At 63.4% G+C, this 18,635-nt stretch carries 13 protein-coding genes; all 13 read left to right on the top strand.

All coding sequences use genetic code 11. From position 1 onward, the window contains the following. The first annotated feature begins 416 nt into the window (after window positions 1-416). The 13 genes from QM649_RS08140 (at window position 417) to QM649_RS08080 (ending at window position 18,552) form a co-directional block, all read left to right on the top strand. Entirely contained in the window at window positions 417-2,852 is a 2,436-nt protein-coding gene (locus tag QM649_RS08140) for a glycoside hydrolase family 15 protein (protein WP_415198526.1), read from the top strand. Window positions 2,853-2,995: 143 nt separating this feature from the next. Continuing rightward, window positions 2,996-5,002: a transketolase gene (gene tkt / locus QM649_RS08135; RefSeq protein WP_415198525.1), complete on the top strand. Its 2,007-nt coding sequence runs from the start codon at window positions 2,996-2,998 to the stop codon at window positions 5,000-5,002. 249 nt (window positions 5,003-5,251) lie between these two features. Then, window positions 5,252-5,908, top strand: coding sequence for an HAD family hydrolase (locus QM649_RS08130; RefSeq protein ID WP_415198524.1), 657 nt, complete (start codon window positions 5,252-5,254; stop codon window positions 5,906-5,908). A 52-nt stretch (window positions 5,909-5,960) separates the two neighbouring features. Then, on the top strand, window positions 5,961-6,893 hold the full coding sequence (gene gnd / locus QM649_RS08125; RefSeq protein ID WP_415198539.1) for a phosphogluconate dehydrogenase (NAD(+)-dependent, decarboxylating): 933 nt from the start codon (window positions 5,961-5,963) through the stop codon (window positions 6,891-6,893). Between the two features lie 161 nt (window positions 6,894-7,054). After that, window positions 7,055-8,590, top strand: a complete 1,536-nt coding sequence (gene zwf / locus QM649_RS08120) for a glucose-6-phosphate dehydrogenase (RefSeq protein WP_415198523.1) — start codon at window positions 7,055-7,057, stop codon at window positions 8,588-8,590. A 134-nt stretch (window positions 8,591-8,724) separates the two neighbouring features. Continuing rightward, window positions 8,725-9,522, top strand: a complete 798-nt coding sequence (gene pgl, locus QM649_RS08115) for a 6-phosphogluconolactonase (protein ID WP_415198522.1) — start codon at window positions 8,725-8,727, stop codon at window positions 9,520-9,522. After that, window positions 9,519-10,541, top strand: coding sequence for a glucokinase (gene glk, locus QM649_RS08110; protein WP_415198521.1), 1,023 nt, complete (start codon window positions 9,519-9,521; stop codon window positions 10,539-10,541). The genes pgl and glk overlap by 4 nt, the downstream gene beginning before the upstream one ends. A gap of 17 nt (window positions 10,542-10,558) precedes the next feature. Continuing rightward, window positions 10,559-10,912: a copper resistance CopC family protein gene (locus QM649_RS08105; RefSeq protein WP_415198520.1), complete on the top strand. Its 354-nt coding sequence runs from the start codon at window positions 10,559-10,561 to the stop codon at window positions 10,910-10,912. Between the two features lie 32 nt (window positions 10,913-10,944). After that, window positions 10,945-12,621 (top strand): copper resistance D family protein, encoded by a 1,677-nt coding sequence (locus tag QM649_RS08100; RefSeq protein WP_415198519.1) that lies wholly within the window; start codon window positions 10,945-10,947, stop codon window positions 12,619-12,621. A gap of 435 nt (window positions 12,622-13,056) precedes the next feature. After that, a complete protein-coding gene (locus tag QM649_RS08095) occupies window positions 13,057-15,648 on the top strand; it encodes a M1 family metallopeptidase (protein ID WP_415198518.1) in 2,592 nt (863 codons plus the stop codon). 145 nt (window positions 15,649-15,793) lie between these two features. Continuing rightward, the gene (locus QM649_RS08090; protein WP_415198517.1) at window positions 15,794-16,525 is read left to right on the top strand and encodes a YggS family pyridoxal phosphate-dependent enzyme; all 732 of its coding nucleotides are present in this window, start codon (window positions 15,794-15,796) and stop codon (window positions 16,523-16,525) included. Then, window positions 16,522-16,842: a DUF167 domain-containing protein gene (locus QM649_RS08085; protein WP_415198516.1), complete on the top strand. Its 321-nt coding sequence runs from the start codon at window positions 16,522-16,524 to the stop codon at window positions 16,840-16,842. The genes QM649_RS08090 and QM649_RS08085 overlap by 4 nt, the downstream gene beginning before the upstream one ends. Window positions 16,843-17,109: 267 nt before the next feature. Beyond that, on the top strand, window positions 17,110-18,552 hold the full coding sequence (locus tag QM649_RS08080; RefSeq protein ID WP_415198515.1) for a sodium:solute symporter family protein: 1,443 nt from the start codon (window positions 17,110-17,112) through the stop codon (window positions 18,550-18,552). Window positions 18,553-18,635: the final 83 nt, after the last annotated feature.

Genomic DNA, 18,635 nt, shown 5'->3' with positions numbered 1-18,635 from the left:
CCCGGGTTCTTTCTTCCGCCCCCGTTTTTAAGTCGCCGGTTTTTCCGGATGAGGTCGACGGTGTTTGCGAAGGGTAGGGTGCCGGGCATCTGACCCGGTTGTGTCTTCTTTCCCGGTGCGTTTTTGGCCCGATTACGGAAACTTCCCGGCATTTCGTCTCAAGCTGGGGCGGTTGGGCGATACTTCGAGGCGAAACGAAATGGATCGATTCGCCGATCCGTGGAATCCTTAAAGACAGGCGCACCGCTTTCCGGGGTATCTCGCTGAGAATTCTTGTGGGATTCATCCTCCGGACCGGGGTGTGCGCTGTAGCGTGAGTAGCGTCAGAAGCACTTCCATCCCCTAACCGGCCCGCGTAAGGGACGCGCGGGTTTAGAGAGGCCGCCGGGTTCGCGGCCATGGAGAGCGCCCTGCAGATGAGCGAACTGACTCCGCAATACAACTGGCTGACGCAGCAGGGCCCCGCCTTTGGCGGTCCGGGCGTCACCCCGCGCTGGACCTCCGCCGTGAAATCGGCGGTCGGCACTGCCTATGCCGCTTCGAGCCGTGCCTGGTTCACGATTTCGCACGGCATCCTGAACGAGATCTACTACCCGACCATCGACCGTCCGCAGATGCGCGACATGGAGCTGCTGGTCACCGACGGCGAGACCTTCTTCCACGAAGACAAGCGCGATCTCGACCATGAGTTCGCTTACATCGATCCCGATGCGCTGGGCGTGCGGCTGACCTCGAAGGACCGGGGCGGCCGGTACACGATCGTCAAGGAGGTCATCAACGATCCGCACTACCCGGTGGTGCTGATGCGGGTGAAGATCACCGGTGACGAGGCGGTGCTGGCGCGGCTGAAGGTGTACGCGCTGCTTTCGCCGCACATCGACGGCGGCGGCGCGGGAAACTCGGCCCGGGTGGCCGATGTGGCCGGGCGCAAGACGCTGGTCGCCTACAAGAACCAGACCGCCCTGGCACTTTCCGCCAGCTGCGGCTTCGAGCGCGCCAGTGTGGGCTTTGTGGGCACGAGCGATGGCTGGCAGGATCTCCGCCACGACATGAAGATGGACTGGGAGTTCGGTTCGGCCGAGGACGGCAATGTCGCGATGATGGGCCAGCTCTGCGGACAGGCAGCTCGCGATTTCACGCTGGCCATCGGCTTCGGCGACGGTATCCACGCGGCGCTGACGACGACCACCGGCGCACTGTCCACTCCCTTCGAAAAACACTTAAAGCGCTTTCTGGAGCAATGGCACCGCGCGGACAGCCCGGCCGAGCTGGGCACGCATTCGACCGACGGCGGCCGTCTGGCGCAGATCAGCCACAACGTGATCCTGGCGCACGAGGACAAGACCTATTCGGGCGCGTTCATCGCCTCGGCGTCGATCCCGTGGGGTTACTCGAAGGGCGACGACGACCTGGGCGGCTACCACCTGGTGTGGACGCGCGACATGGTGCAGAGCGCTTCGGCACTTTTGGCCTGTGGGCGCGTGGACACGGCGCGCAGGGCGCTCACCTATCTGGCCTGCACGCAGAAGCCGGACGGCAGCTTCGCGCAGAACTTCTGGGTAAATGGCACGCCGTACTGGACCGGCATCCAGCTGGATGAGGTCGCTTTTCCGATTATCCTGGCCTGGCGCCTGTGGAAGGTGGACGGACTCGGCAACTTCGACGTCTTCCACTTCGTCGAGCGGGCGGCGGGCTTCCTGGTGCGCAATGCGCCGGTTACCCAGCAGGAGCGCTGGGAGGAGAATTCGGGCTACTCGCCCTCGACGCTGGCCGCGGTCATCGGCGGCCTGATCTGCGCGGCGGAACTGGCGCGGGCGCATGGCGCCGAGGAGCTGGGCAGGTTCCTCGAGGAGCATGCGGACTGGATCGAGTCGCACCTCGACGAGTGGACGGTGACCGAAGAGGGCGTGCTGCATCCGGATGTGAAACGGCACTACATGCGCATCCGTCCGCCGGCCTGTGGTGAGACCTATGCGCGCGAGGGCTGCGAAAAGGGCATCGTGCGGCTGGCGAACCGCGCTCCGGGCGAGCGGTTCGACTTCGAGGCGCGGGAGATCATCGACGGCGGCTTCCTTGAGCTGGTGCGTTACGGCATCCGCCGCGCCGACGATCCGCTGATCATCGATTCGCTGAAGGTGGTCGATCATGTGCTCAAGATCGATACGCCGAAGGGCCCCTGCTGGCGGCGCTACAACCATGACGGCTACGGGCAGCAGAAGGACGGCGGTCCCTTCGAGCATTACGGACAGGGACGCGCCTGGCCGCTGCTGACCGGCGAGCGCGCGCACTACGAGCTGGCCGCGGGCAACGACATCCAGGACCTGATCCACACCTACGAGAGCTTCGCTTCCGAGGGCGGCATGCTGCCTGAGCAGATCTGGGACGCTCCGGATCTGAAGCCGGAAGGGCGTCCGATGCTGCACTTCGGCGGCCCGGCCGGTTCGGCGCAGCCGCTGGTGTGGGCGCATGCCGAGTACCTCAAGCTGCTGCGCTCTGCGCTCGACGGCAAGGTCTTCGACCGGATCGAGGCGGTGGAAAAGCGGTACGCGCAGACGACGGAACGGCGGGAGTCGCCGATCGAGGTCTTCAAAATGCGCCGGCCGATCCGCAAGGTGAAGGCAGGCAAGCGGCTGCGGCTGGTTTCGCGGCGGCATTTCCGCGTGCTCTGGAGCATCGATGGCTGGAAGACGGTGCAGACGATCGACAGCATGCCGGTGGGCTTTCCGGGCACGTACGTGGATATTCCGACCGAGGCAGGGCGAGCGGCGCGGCTGACATTTACCATATTCTGGACGGCCGAAGACCGCTGGGAAGGCCGGAACTTTGACGTGGACGTGTTTACGGCGAGCTGAGACAGAGGCTGCCGCGTTCACGAAATTTTTGCAGATTGCGTCGGAATGCGGGCCGGGCGAGGCTCTGGCCGGTGGTTACGGCAAGCCCTGCCGCATTTAGGATGACAAGTGGGACACCCAACACCGAAAGGTAAGTGCATAGAATGAGCGATCTCGATCAACTGTCGATCAATACCCTCCGTCTGCTGGCCGTGGATGCGGTCCAGAAGGCTAACAGTGGCCATCCGGGAGCGCCGCTGGGCGATGCGCCGATTGCGTATCTGCTGTTCCAGAAGCTGATGAAGCACAACCCGAAGCACTCGAAGTGGTCCAACCGCGACCGTTTCGTGCTCTCGAACGGCCATGCTTCGGCGTTGCTCTACTCGGTGCTGCACCTGAGCGGCTACAAGGTATCGATCGAAGATCTCGAGCAGTTCCGCCAGTGGGATTCGAAGACCCCGGGTCACCCGGAGTTCGGCCACACGGATGGCGTCGAATGCACCACCGGTCCGCTGGGACAGGGCTTCTCGATGGCCATCGGCATGGCCGCGGCGGAAAAGCACCTGGCGGCTGTATACAACCGCGACCAGTTCCCCATCGTCGACCACTACACCTACGGCATCCTGGGTGACGGCGACCTGATGGAAGGCATCTCGCACGAAGTCGCCTCGCTGGCCGGCACGCTCGAACTGGGCAAGCTGATCTTCTTCTACGACGACAACCTGATCTCGCTCGACGGCCCGACCGACCTCTCCTACACCGAGGACGTGAAGAAGCGCTTCGAGGCCTATCACTGGCAGGTGATCGAAGTGCACGACGGCAATGACCTGGCTGCTCTCGAAGCCGCCGTGGCCGAGGCCAAGAAGGAAACCAAGAAGCCCACGCTGATCAAGGTCCGCACCGTCATCGGCTACGGCAGCCCGAAGGCCGGCACCAACAAGGTGCACGGTGAGCCGCTGGGCGCCGAGGGCGTGAAGGAAACCAAGAAGAACTTCGGTTTCCCCGAGGACAAGAGCTTCTACGTTCCGGAAGAAGCAGCCAAGAACTGGGGCAAGACGGTTGAGAACGGCGCCAAGTACGAAGCGGAGTGGAATGAGCTCTTCGCCAAGTACAAGGAAGCCTATCCGGCCGAAGCCGCCGAGTACGAGCGCGTCTTCGCCGGCAAGCTGAAGGAAGGCTGGGAGAAGAGCCTGCCCACCTGGGCTGCGGATGCGAAGCCGGTTGCGACCCGTACCGCGGGCAACCTGGTGATGAACGCCTTCGCCAAGGAAGTTCCGGAAGTCTTCGGCGGCGCGGCCGATCTGACCGCCTCGACCAAGACGATCTTCAAGGACAGCGCCAACTTCCACGTAGACCCGAAGGGCCGCAACGTCTTCTTCGGCGTGCGCGAGTTCGGCATGTCCGCGATGGTCAACGGCATGTCGGTGCACGGCGGCCTGATTCCTTACGGCTCGACGTTCTTCATCTTCAGCGACTACGCCAAGCCGGCTCTGCGCCTTTCGGCGCTGATGCAGTCGCACTCGATCTTCGTGTTCACGCATGACTCGGTCGCGGTGGGCGAGGACGGCCCGACGCACGAGCCGATCGAGCAGCTGATCGGCCTGCGCGCCATCCCCGGCCTCATCGATCTGCGTCCGGCGGACGCGAACGAGACGGCGGCGGCCTGGCGTGTGGCCCTCGAGCACAAGGCTCCGCACTTCCTGGCGCTTTCGCGTCAGGATCTGCCCCTGCTCGACCCCTCGAAGCTGGATATCTACGAGGGTGTGAAGCACGGCGCGTATGTGGTGGAAAAGGGCGGCGATTCGCCGGACCTGATCATCCTCGCCACCGGCGCGGAAGTCTGGACGGCGATCAAGGGCGCGGCCGAGCTGGCCAAGGAAGGCATCACGGCGCGCGTCGTCTCGGTACCCTCGACCAAGCTCTTCGACAAGCAGAGCGATGCGTACAAGGCGGAGATCCTGCCGGCGGGTATTCCCCGCCTGGCGGTCGAAGCCGCGGCGACGCTTGGCTGGTGGAAGTATGTCGGCTCGAACGGCGACGTGATCGGCCTCGACCGCTTCGGCGCGTCGGCTCCGGGCAACCTGGTCCTCGAGAAGCTGGGCATCAGCGCGGCGAACGTGGCGGCAAAGGGCAAGGCTGTGGTCGAGAAGGCCGCGGCGCTGGCCAAGTAACAACGGCTGGGCATGGCGTGCGGACTGCGAATGGTCCGCACGCCGGCTCCGGCGCAAGCGGTGCACGACGGCAAGGGCGCTGCCGGCAGTTTCCAGGCGACCACAGGCAGTTCCGGCCCGTCTTAACAGGTACAGGGTGCGCGATGGTGCAACGGCGCGACCTGTCACTCTCACCGCACAGCACGATTGAAACGACTCTGCATTTCTTTTCTTAACCCGCAACGACAGCAAGAAAGACAAGGGAAATCCATGAGCGAGATCACTACGGTTCTCTGGGACATCGGCGGGGTTCTGCTGACCAACGGATGGGACCGTTACAGCCGCGCACGGGTGCTCAAGCAGTTCGGCGTCGATGAGGAGAAGTTCGAGGCGCTGCATCCCGAGGCGAACGACGCCTGGGAGAAGGGCTTCATCACGGCGGACGAGTACCTGCGACAGACGGTGTTTACCGAGACGCGGAGCTTTACGCCGGCCGAATTTCTGGCGGCCATGAAGGCCGAATCGACGCTGCTCGAGAACACGGCGCTGCCGGTTCTGGAAGAGCTGGCCTTTTCGAGCTCCATCGGCATCGGCATGCTGAACAACGAGGCGAAGGAACTGAACGACAATCGCATCGAGAAGTTCGGCCTGCACCACTATTTCGACGTCTTCTTCAGCTCCTGCTATGTTGGGCTGCGCAAGCCGGAGGAGCGGATCTACCGGCTGGCGCTGGATGTGCTGCAGGTAGAGGGTGACTCGGTGGTCTTCATCGACGATCGCGAGAACAACGTCGAGGTAGCGAAGTCGCTGGGCATTCACGCGATTCATTACAAGGACAAGAGTCCGGACGATTTGCGTGCCGAACTGCTGAAGCTGGGCCTCGAGCTTGGCGGCGATCAGGACGACGACGGACAGGACGAAGAGTAAGACAAAGATTCGACCCGGGCTTCAGAGCGAGCGCGGGGCATCCAAACAAACGATTCAGGAAAACCGGAGGAAGCAAGCGATGGAACTGGGAATCATTGGACTTGGCAAGATGGGCGGCAACATGGCCCAGCGTCTGCATGAGGGTGGACACAAGGTTGTAGGCTTCGACTTCAGCGCGGAAGCGGTGAAGCGCCTGAACGACGCGGGCTCGAAGGGCGTCAGCTCGCTCGAGGACCTGGTCAAGAGCCTGACCGGCCGCCGCGCGATCTGGATCATGGTTCCGGCCGGCGATCCGGTTGACGAGACGATCGCGAAGCTCAAGCCGTTCATGAGCAAGGGCGATATCTTCATCGACGGCGGCAACTCGAACTACAAGGACTCGCAGCGCCGCTATAAGGAGCTGAAGGCGGAAGGTTTCGACTTCGTCGACGTAGGTACGTCGGGCGGTGTCTGGGGCCTGAAGGAAGGCTACAGCATGATGATCGGCGGCGATGACTCGCCGGTGCAGTACCTGACCCCGATCTTCGAGACGCTGGCCCCCGCGAAGGACAAGGGCTGGGGACACACCGGTCCTGCCGGCGCCGGCCACTTCGTCAAGATGGTCCACAACGGCATCGAGTACGGCATGATGCAGGCCTATGCGGAAGGCTTCTCGATCTTCAAGGCGAAGGAAGAGCTGAAGCTGGATCTGCCGCAGATCGCCGAGATCTGGCGTTACGGCAGCGTGGTGCGTTCGTGGCTGCTCGACCTGACCGCCGAGGCTCTGCACAAGAACCCGACGCTCGACGGCCTCGAGGCCTACGTTGCGGATTCGGGCGAGGGCCGCTGGACGGTCTTCGAGGCGATCGACCTGAACGTTTCCGCTCCGGTCATCACCGAGTCGCTGATCCGCCGCATCCGCTCGCGCGAGCAGAACAACTTCACCGATCGTATGATCTCGATTCAGCGCAACGCCTTCGGCGGCCACGCCGTCAAGAAGGACTAAGCGCGTTTCCTAGGAACATGGCCGGCGGTAGGGAGAATCCTGCCGCCGGCATTTTCAGATATATGTGCATGTGTGTCTCCCGGTGCTGCGACCACTTCGCGGGGTCGTGAATCCAACAGCAGGAACCATAGACAGAGAAAGCAAGAGAGCAAGGAGGAAGCATGGCGACCACAGAGATCAAAATTGCTCCGGAAGATGTAGCCAGCGCGGCTGGCGCACACGAACGGATTCCGGAACCGGGGGTCGTCGTGATCTTCGGCGCTTCAGGCGACCTGACCAAGCGCAAGCTGCTGCCGGCGCTGTTCCATCTTGAGCAGCAGGGCCTGCTGCCGGAAAAGATCCGCATCGTGGGCGTGGCGCGCCGCGACCTGGGCGACAGCTTCGCCAAGGATATGCGTGCCGGCATTCTCGAGTTCGGCGGCGTGAAGGAAGACGACGAGAAGCTCGAAGGCTTTGTCGACAAGGTCAGCTACCACGCGATGAACTTCGACGACGATGGCGGCTACGAGGCGCTGAAGGAGAAGCTGGCCGGATACGACAAGGAGCTCGGCACCAAGAACCGCCTGTTCTATCTCGCGGTGGCTCCGGAATACTTCTCGGATATCGTCGATCACCTCGGCAAGCACGGCATGGCGAAGTCGGACGAGGGCGCGGTGCGCGTCATCATCGAGAAGCCGTTCGGTCATGACCTCGAGAGCGCGAAGGCGCTGAACGCGGACATCAGCAAGGTCTTCGCCGAAGAGCAGATCTTCCGCATCGACCACTACCTGGGCAAGGAGACGGTGCAGAACGTGCTCGTCTTCCGCTTTGCCAACGGCATCTTCGAGCCGGTCTGGAACCGCAACTACATCGACAACGTGCAGATCACGGCGGCCGAGAGCATCGGCATCGAGGGCCGTGGGCCGTTCTACGAGAAGGCCGGCGCGACCCGCGACATCCTGCAGAACCACCTGATGGAAGTGCTCTCGTTCGTGGCCATGGAACCTCCGGTGAGCTTCGAGTCGGATGCGGTGCGGCAGGAAAAGCTGAAGGTATGGAAGGCGATCCGCCCGATCAAGGAAGAGAACACGGTGCGCGGCCAGTATGGCCCGGGCACGGTGGGCGGCAAGGAAGCGATCGGTTACCGCCAGGAAGACCGCGTGAGTCCGGAGTCGCAGACCGAGACCTTCGCCGCGGTGAAGCTCGAGATCGACAACTGGCGCTGGGCGGGCGTGCCGATTTACATCCGCGCCGGCAAGCGTCTGGCCAAGCGCGTCACCGAGGTGACGATCCAGTTCAAGCAGCCGCCGATGCGCCTGTTCGACAAGGCGACGAGCGGTCCGTGCGGCGAGGTGCAGCCGAACCTGATCACCATGCGCATCCAGCCGGATGAGGGTATCTCGCTGCGCTTCGGCGCGAAGCTGCCCAGCCCGGACATGACAGTGTGCCCGGTGGTCATGGACTTCAAGTATGCGCAGGCCTTCGGCGCGAATACCGCCAACGGCTACGAGCGCCTGCTGCTGGATGCGATGCTCGGCGACGGCACGCTCTTCGCGCATCGCGACGGCGTGGAAGTGACCTGGGAGCTCTTCACCCCGCTGCTCGAGGCGTGGACGAAGACCAAGCTGGACTTCCCGAACTACGACAGCGGCACGTGGGGACCGAAGGCCTCCGACGAACTGCTGGCCCGCGACGGCCGGAAGTGGCAGAAGCTATAACCAAGTGACAACCTTGACGGGGATCCGGATGCCGGATCCCCGTTTGGCATCAGAAAAAGAGTAAGAAACGCCCCAGCCGGGGCATTTCGCGGATGAAAAAGCTTTTCAAGCGGATTTAGGGATAATTGACTCACATGGCAAAGACAACGCAGGTAGAGTACCGGGTCTACGAGGGAGCGGCAGAGCTGAGCAGAGCGGCCGCGGAGCATTTTCTGGAGTCGATCCAGGCAGCGGTTGCGGCGCGCGGCATCGCGCGGGTGGCGATCTCCGGCGGTAGCACGCCGAAGCGCACCTTCGAGCTGCTGGCCAATGCCTCCGAGCGCTATGAAAAGGAACTGCCGTGGGACAAGATCGCGCTCTTCTTCGTGGATGAGCGCACGGTTCCTCCGACGGATAAAGACAGCAACTTCCGCATGACGAAAGAGGCGCTCCTCGATCACGTGCCGCTCAAGCCGGAGCAGGTGCATCGCATGGAAGGCGAACTGAACCCGGAAGAGGCGGCGGCGCGCTACGAGTCGACGATCCGCAACCAGTTCAAGCTCGAAGGCGCGGAGACGCCGGTCTTCGACGTGCTCGCACTGGGCATGGGCGACGACGCGCATACGGCCTCGCTCTTTCCGCACACCGAGGCGATTCATGAGCTGGCCAAGATCGTTAAGGCCAATCACGTTCCGCAGAAGGACACCTGGCGCATCACGCTTACCTGGCCGGTCATCAATGCGGCGCGGGATGTCTTCTTCCTGATCGGCGGCAAGGACAAGACCGATCCGCTGCACACGGTTCTGCAGGGCGAGTATGACGTGGAGACCTATCCCTCGCAGCTGATCCAGCCGAAGAGCGGCAAGCTGCTGCTATTGCTGGACAAGGACGCGGCGGCGAAGCTTCCGCCGGTGGGTGCGGACGGCGTGGGCCGTCTGGAGGTTACCCGATGATCCTCGCCGGCGACGTAGGCGGCACCAAGGTTCACCTGGCCCTGTATGAATTCCAGCAGGGCCGGCTGACCCATGTGCACGACGAGAAGTATCCCGCGCAGCAGCATGCGGGCCTGGAAGAGATTGTGCGCGAGTTCCTGACCGCGAACGGATCGCCGAATGTGACGGCGGCCTGCTTCGGCGTGCCGGGACCGGTACGCGGCGGACGGCTGAAGTTGACCAACCTGCCGTGGATTCTGGATACGCGCGAGCTCTCAATGCACCTGAAGATCGAGCACCTGTTCCTCATCAACGATCTCGAGGCGAACGGCTACGGCATTCCCGAGCTGGCCGCCGACCAGATCTTCGAACTGAGCGCGGGCGACTCGGGCGTGGTGGGCAATCGCGGACTGGTCTCGGCGGGCACGGGCCTGGGCGAGGCAATTCTCGTCTGGAACGGCAAGTCGCATACGCCGATGGCCTCCGAGGGCGGTCACGCCGACTTTGCGCCGCGCAACGAGCTGGAGATCGACCTGCTGCGCTACCTGCAGAAGGAGCTCAACGGCCGCGTGAGCTATGAGCGCGTGGTTTCGGGCATCGGCCTCAAGAATGTCTACAGCTTCCTGCGTGATGACAAGAAGCTGGAGGAGCCGGCATGGCTCAAGGAGCGCATGCAGCAGGAAGATCCGAACGCGGTGATCGGCGAGCTAGGTGAGTCCGGGGAAAACGAGCTGTGCACGAAGACGCTCGATATTTTCGCGGCGGTCTACGGCGCGGAGGCGGGCAACCTGGCGCTGAAGGTGCTCTCGGTCGGCGGCCTGTATCTCGGCGGCGGCATCGCCCCGAAGATCATGAAGAAGATGAAGGACGGCACGTTCATGAAGGCCTTCACCGACAAGGGACGTCTCAGCGACCTGCTGGTGCATACTCCGGTGCGGATCATCCTGGACAGCCGTTGCGCGCTGCTGGGCGCGGCGGCCTTTGCGGAAGCACGCGCGGCCGAGCTCTCCGGCGCAAGCGCAAGGGCAGCCTCACTATGACGACAGGCGGACGTTCGATGAAGAAGATGTTGCTGAGTGTGGCCGTGCTTCTGGGCTGCGTGCTGGCGGTGCCGCGTGCCTTTGCGCACGCGGTGCTGGTGTCGTCGACTCCGGCGATCCACGGCACGCTGCACGGGCCGGACGTGGAGTTTGTGCTCAAGTACAACTCCCGGGTGGACGGCACGCGCTCGTCGCTGACGCTGGTGAAGGTGGGCGGTGCTTCGCAGGCGGTGACGCTTGAAAAGCAGCCCGCGCCGGAGCAGCTGCTGGCGCACGCCAAGCTGGGCGCAGGCGACTATGCGCTGCGCTGGCAGGCAGTGGCGGCGGATGGGCATATCTCCCGCGGCGAAATTCCTTTCACTGTGAAGTAATCAGCGAAGTACTCGGCGGAAAGCAAACGAAAGTGGTCTGGTTCTCGCAGGTGTTCGACCTGCTTTCGGTAATCCTGCGGGCCTTCGGGCTCGCATTTGAGGCGCTGACACTGGGGGGATGGCTGGTCCTCTTCCTGGTGACAGCGCCTTCTGTCTTCAATGGCGAAGCTGTCTGCTCGGATGCCTCCCGGCGCGCGGTGGCGCGCGGAGCGGCGTGGACTGCGCTGGCTCTCGCCGTGGTGCAGGCACTGTCGGCGGCGGAGAGCGCGGTCGAGCTGATGAGCAGCTCGGGCATGCGCTTTGCCGAGGTGGCGTCGGCGGAGTTCTTCCGCGCAGATGTGGCCATCGTCGTTTCCGCGCTGGTGCTTTTCCTCCTGCTGCGGCTGATGGCGAGGAGCTCCATGCGCTGGCCGGTGTGGCCGGGCGCGATCTTCGCGCTGGCTCTGTTATCCGGTTCGGTGATGCTGAGCCACGCTCCCTCGCAACTCGAACATCGCGGACTGCTGGTGGTGCTTACGGCGGCGCATCATGCGGGCTCGGCCGCGTGGATCGGCGCCATGCCCTGGCTGTTGATCGCGATGCGGCGCGTCGGCGGCGAGCAGGCCCAGGTGGCGCGCACGCTGCATGCGATGGCGCGGCGCTTCTCGGCGATGGCCATAGTGGCTGTAGCAACGCTGACGGCTGCGGGCGCGGGCATGGCGTGGTACTACGTGAGGTCTTGGGATGGCCTCTATGGCACGGCCTACGGCGCGCTGCTGGTGGCGAAGATCGTGCTGGTTGCCGTAGCGCTCTGTCTCGGGGCCTCGAACTGGTGGCTGCTGCGCGCGACGCGCGGCGACGCGCAGCCGGTGCTGGTGCGGCTGCGGCGCTTCAGCGAGGCGGAGATCGGGCTGGGCTTTACGGCGATCCTGCTGGGCGCATCGCTCACGGCGCAGCCTCCGGCGGCGGATATCCACGCCGATCGGCTCACGGCGCACGAGGTGATGGCGCGTTTCGAGTGGAAGACGCCGCTGCTGACGACGCCGTCATTTGACAAGCTAAGCAAGCGGCAGGCGCTCAAGGACGATCTCGAGGAGACATCGTTCACCGGCGGGTCGGAAAACGATGCGATGGACCGTGCCTGGTCGGAGTACAACCACCACTGGGCGGGGATCATCGTGCTCGCGGCCGGGCTGCTGGCATGCTTTGCGCGGCTGGCCGACCGGGACCATGCGCCGCGTCTCTTCCGGGAGTTGCTGCGGGGTTGGCCGCTGCTGTTTATCGGCCTCGCGGTGTTCATCCTGCTGCGGGGCGACCCCGATGCGTGGCCGCTGGGGCCGAGGCCCTTCTGGGGCAGCTTTGCCGAGGCCGAGGTACTGGAGCACCGGATATTTGCGGTGTTAATCACCGGATTTGCCGTCTTCGAATGGGCGGTGGAGACCGGGCGGCTGCGGCAGCGGTGGGCGGCGCTGGTGTTTCCGGCGATGTGCGCTGCGGGCGGAGCCTTCCTGATGACGCATTCGCACGCATTGGGCGAGGTCAAGGACGAGACGCTGGTGGAGATGAGCCATACCGCGATCGCGGTCTTCGGCGTGCTCGCTGGATGGAGCCGCTGGGTAGCGTTGCGGCTGAGCCCGCGCGATGCGCGAGCTGCCGCGGTGCTCAACTGGGTATGGCCGGTGTGTCTCGCGCTGGTGGGTCTGGTGCTGCTGGATTATCGCGAAGGCTGAGGGACTGGCCGTCCAGGCCTTTGCTTCGCGCGACGCTTCTTTTGGCCGCGGATCGGGTCTGTGTATTCCCACGTCTCAGAATCGAGACGTGGGGCACCCAGGTTCTTTTCTTCGCCGATACAGATCTGTCATTCCGACCGGAGCGGCCGCAGGCCGTGGAGTGAAGGAATCTGCGCTTCTTTGCCCGATTCGGAGGAGAACTGCAGGTTCCTCCACTTCGCTTCGCTTCGGTCGGAATGACAGATGCTTCTATCTGAGCCCTGAGCCCTGAGCCCTGAGCCTGAGCCCTGAGCCCTGAGCCGCGGCCAGCGGGAGCGGAGGCCGAAGGCGAGCCGCCCTGCGCGCAGCAGCCCTGTGGATGCGATATCGTGAAAGAGGTGTCATTTTGCGGCGCCCCCGCGCCGGCCGGACGCTATTTCAATCCTGAGGCAGTGCATGTCTGCTTGTATCTTCCGCGTTCTGCGCGGCGCCGTGCTTTTTGCTACCACTGCGGTTACGTTTTCCGCCTTCGCGCAACGTATTCCTGACAATGTGATTCCCGAGCACTACGTGCTTTCGCTCACGCCGGACCTCAAGGCGGCGACCTTTGCGGGCAGCGAGAAGATCGATGTCGTGGTGAAGCAGCCGACCGATGCGATCACGCTGAACGCAGCCGAGATCAAGTTCGAGAGCGTTTCGGCGAAGGTGGATGGCAAGGACCTGAAGGCCGACGTCACGACAGACGACGCGAAGGAGCAGGCGACCTTCCACTTTGCGAAGACACTGCCTGCGGGGCGCATCACACTGGCCGTGGAATACACGGGCATCCTGAACGGGCAGCTGCGCGGCTTCTATCTTTCGAAGACCGCCAAGCGTAATTACGCGGTGACACAGTTTGAGCCGACCGATGCGCGCCGCGCGTTTCCGTCCTTTGACGAGCCGGGCTACAAGGCCACTTTCGATGTGAGCCTGACCGTCGATAAGAACGACACAGCGATTTCGAACACGAACATCATCGCCGATACGCCGGGGCCGATCGTCGGCGAGCACACGCTGCACTTCGCCACGACGCCGAAGATGTCGACGTATCTCGTCGCCTTCCTGGTGGGCGACTTCCAGTGCACTTCGGGCGAGAGCGATGGCGTGCCGATCCGCGCCTGCGCCACGCCGGACAAAGTGCAGTACACGAAGTTCGCGGTGAAGGCCGCGGAGTACGTGCTGCATTATTACGACACCTATTTCGGCATCAAGTATCCGATGCCCAAGCTGGACATGATCGGCCTGCCGGACTTTGAAGCGGGCGCGATGGAGAACTTCGGCGCGATCACCTATCGCGAGACCGACCTGCTCATCGACGAGAACACCGCGTCGGTGGGCGCGAAGAAGAATGTGGGCCTGGTGGTGGCGCACGAGATGGCGCACCAGTGGTTCGGCGATATGGTGACCATGCAGTGGTGGAACAACCTGTGGCTGAATGAAGGCTTCGCGACGTGGATGGAGAACAAGCCGATCGAGGCGTGGCATCCCGAGTGGAAGATGACCGAGGATGTGGCCGAGGGTCTGAATGGCACGCTGAATCTTGACGCGCAGCGCACCACGCGCACGATCCGCGCGGAGGCGAACACGCCGGACGAGATCAACGAGATGTTCGACGGCATTACCTATGGCAAGGCCGGCGCGATGCTGCTGATGGTCGAGAACTACGAGGGGCCGGAGACCTTCCGCAAGGGCGTGCATAACTATCTGGCCGCGCACATGTACGGCAACGCGACAGCGGAGAACTTCTGGGATGCGCAGACCGAGGTAAGCCACAAGCAGATCGACAAGATCATGAACAGCTTTGTGTCGCAGCCGGGCGAACCGATTCTGAACTTCACCGAAGCAAAGGATGGCAGCGTGCAGGTAAGCCAGCAGCGCTTCTTCCTGAGCCCGAGTTCCAAGGCCGATGGTCCGCAGCAGTGGTCGGCGCCGGTGTGCTTCAAGACTGGAACCGAAGGCGGCAGCTGCGAGGTGCTGAATGGGGATCAGGCGACGCTGAAGACGCCGCAGGCTCCGTTCTTCTTCGCCGACGCGGAAGGCAAGGGCTACTACCGCTCGAGCTATCCGGAGAATGTGTACAAGCAGATCGTTGCACATGTGAACGATCTGACGCCGGAAGAGCGCATCGCCCTGCTGGGCGACCAGTGGGCGCAGGTGCGCGCGGAGAAGGCCTCCGTGGCGTCTTACCTGAGCCTTGCTGAAGCGGTGAAGGATGACAGCAGCGCAGGCGTGGTGGGCACGGCGCTTGGCGCGGTGAATACGATCTACGGCCAGATTGCGGCGACGCCGGAAGACAAGGCATCCCTGCGTGCGTGGGTGGTGAAGACCTTCAAGCCGTCGCTCGATCGGCTGGGCGAAGCCTCGTCTTCAGACTCTCCGGATAAGCGCGAGCTGCGTGCGACGCTCTTCGGCGCGGTGGGCGGCATGGGCAAGGATCCGCAGGTGATTGCCGAGGCGAAGACGATCGCGGCGAAGTATCTCGCCGACCAGGGCTCGGAAGATGCAACGCTGGCGCAGACTGCGCTGGGCATTGCGGCGGCCAACGGCGACGCGGCTTTCTACGATCAGCTGCAGAAGATCGCGGAGACATCGACGAATCCCGAGCTGCAGGAAGAGGCGCTGCATCTGCTGGCGAGCTTCGAGAATCCTGAGCTGGTGAAGCGGACCTTCGAGTATGCGATCTCGGGCAAGGTGCGCAACCAGGATTCGCCGTTCCTGATCCTCGGCCTGATGCGCGGCTCGTCCACACGCGATCTCGCGTGGCAGCTGATCCAGCAGAACTGGGACAGAGTGAGCGCGCAGATGACGACGATGATGGGCGGCTACCTGGTGGCGGGCTCGGGCAGCTTCTGCTCGGCCGACAAACGCGACGCGGTGGTGGACTTCTACTCGACGCACAAGGTGCACGCGGCCGAGCGGGCGCTCTATCGCGCGAAGGACCAGATGAACGACTGCATCGAGCTGCGCTCGGCGCAGGAGCCGAAGCTGAAGAACTGGCTGGGCGAGTAGTTCGCGCTTCGTTGTACAGAAAGCGGGCAGGGGCTTCGGTCTCTGCCCGCTTTGTTTTGCAGCGGGGGAGTTCTGTTCCTACGTCTCAGAATCGAGACGTGGGCACCCGGCTTTCCAATCTAAGATGAAAAGCGGAGAGGTATTTGTGAGTACGTTTGCGGAGAGGCTTTCGGCCATCGAGGAGAAGATTGCGGCGGCGTGTGCGCGGGCCGGGCGGTCGCGGGACGAAGTACGGCTGATGGCGGTGTCGAAGACGCATCCGGCCGAAGCGATCGAAGAGGCCGTGGCTGCGGGCGTGCGTTTGTTCGGCGAGAATCGTGTGCAGGAGTTCGAGCGCAAGAGTGAGTCGTTGACGACTGTTGTGCGTGCGGGGGCGGTGCGCGAAGGAATAGCCGTGCATCTCATCGGGCATCTGCAGTCGAACAAGACGGCGAAGGCCGCGAAGCTCTTCTCCGGTGTGGATACGGTCGATTCGCTGAAGGTGGCCGAGCGGTTGAGCGAGGCCGCGCTGGCGCTGGGCGCGCAGCTGCGGGTGCTGGTGGAGATCAAGCTGAGTGATGAGGCGGCGAAGACCGGCGCGGGTCCGGATTCAGAGGAGCTGCGCCTGCTCTTCGAGCGGGCAGCGGATCTCAAGGGCATTGCGGTGCGCGGCGTGATGACGGTGCCTCCGCTCGATGACAACCCGGAGACGGCGCGGGCGTGCTTCCGGCGCCTGCGGGAGCTGCGCGATGGCTGGGCACAGGCTTACCCGCGGCTGAGTTTCGACGAGCTTTCGATGGGCATGTCGGGGGACTTCGAGATTGGCATCGAAGAAGGCTCGACGCTGGTGCGCATCGGCACGGCGCTCTTCGGCAAGCGCGAGTATCCCGCGGCTTGAACTTTCAGGACGCAGTGCGTGACGAGACCGGCGGCGTGAGCATCGCGGTCCGCGTGACGCCGCGCGCGAGCAAGAGCAAGATCGCGGGAATCTATGAAGATCCCGATGGCGCGCGGGTGAAGATCGCGCTGGCCGCGCCTCCGGTGGATGGCAAGGCAAACGAAGCACTGGTGGCCTTTGTGGCCGAGGTGCTGGGCGTACCGCGCTCGGCGGTGACGCTTATGGCCGGAGATACTTCACGCAGCAAGCGCCTGTGGGTGGCGGGGGGTGCTGCGCGGGATGTGGTGTCGCGGTTGGAAGCAGAGTGCAGGGGATAGGGATTTCTTTCGCTTCCCACGTCTCAGAGTCGAAACGTGGGGTACCCGGTATTCTCGCTTTTCGAAAGAACCGCAGGTTCCTCCACTGCGCTCGCGCTGCTCGCTTCGGTCGGAATGACGCATCTTCTTATGAGGGAATGACGTTCCCACTCTCAGGGGCGACAGCTTGAGGGGCCGTTGCATATTCTGCGCTTCTGCGAGGATGTGTCCGGGATGTAGACTCTTCTTTCATCTCCCATTCAATCTTGCAGTCGTGTCTGGAGTCCGATGTCCCCTTTGTATGCTGCTGTTCTGGGCGTGATCGTTGTCACGCTGCTGGTTGTTTCGCTGCTGCGCGCGCGCACGGTCAAGACGAAGGCGGATTTCCTGGTCGCGGGGCGGTCTCTGCCTGCATTTGTGCTGGTCTTCACGCTGCTGTCGTCGTGGATCGGCTCAGGCTCGCTGCTCGCCGGGGCGGAAAATGCCTATCGGCACGGCTTTGTGGCGCTGTGGCAGGGAGGCGGCGGATGGGCCGGCCTGCTGCTGATTTACTTCATCGCACCTCGCGCGCGGCGCTTCGCGCAGTTCACTATTCCCGATCTGCTGGAGGCGCGCTACAGCCAGCTGGCGCGCGTGCTGGGTGTGATCGCGGTGCTGTTCGCGTACACGGCCATCACCAGCTACCAGTTCATCGGCGGCGGCGACATCCTGCACCTCATCTTCCCGACGGTGATCTCGGCGACGCAGGGCAAGATTCTACTGGCGGTGTTTGTGACATTGCTGACGGCGATCGCGGGCATGTCGTCGGTGGCGTATATGGACGTGGTGATCGGCCTGCTGGCAACGGTGTCCATGCTGGTGGCCTTCCCGGTGCTGGTGCATGGCGCGGGCGGATGGGATGCGGTGCATCACGCGCTGCCTGCGACGCACTTCCAGTTGCTGGGCGACCTTACCTTGATGAAAGCGCTTGAGCTCTTTCTGCCCACGTGCCTGCTGATGCTCGGCAACCAGTCGATGTACCAGAAGTTCTTCTCGGCGAAGAGCGAGAAGGACGCGCGCGTGGCTGTGGTGGGCTGGATCGTGGGTACGGTGATTCTCGAGACAGTCATCGTGGCGCTGGCGGTGGTGGGCTCGGCGCTCTTCAAGGGCGGCGAGGTGGCGAATCATCCGCGCGAGATTCTCGCCTACAGCGCGCTGCACGGCATGCCGGGCGTGCTGGGTGCGATCCTGATGGGCGCAATCTTCGCGAAGGTGATTTCGACGGCCAACAATTACCTGTTCTCGCCGGCGACAAACCTTATCGAGGATGTCTTCGCCCGTTATATCGCGCCGGGTGCTTCGAACAAAACGATCCTCATCGTTTCGCGCCTGATGGTGGTGCTGCTGGGAGCGTGGGCGCTGTGGCAGGCGATGGGCACGGAATCGGTGCTGGCGAAGGCTCTCTACGCATATACGGTGTACTCAGCTGCACTCACGCCGGTGATCCTCGCAGCCTTCTACTGGAAGCGCGCGAATGCAGCGGGCGCGGTGAGCGCGATCGCGGCGGGCACCATCGTGACGGTCTTCTGGGATACGGCTTTTGTGCATTCGCATTTGCCCGCTGTCATCGCCGAGCGCGATGCGATCTTTCCGGCGCTGATCGCGGCGGTCTTCTGCCTCTTTGCGGTGAGCCTGGCGACGAAGCCTCCGCGGCCGGAGCAGATTGCCTTGACGGCAGGGGATAGGGTGTAGGGCATAAAGCTCTGGGGCCGTCGGGTTCCGGAGGCAGTTTTTGCAGAAAAAAGATTTGTAACTGTATCGATGGCAAAAGGCCT

Source organism: Silvibacterium sp. (assembly GCF_047605705.1).
In the GTDB taxonomy this organism is placed as follows: domain Bacteria; phylum Acidobacteriota; class Terriglobia; order Terriglobales; family Acidobacteriaceae; genus Silvibacterium.
This window is presented reverse-complemented; position numbering and strand designations above follow the sequence as displayed.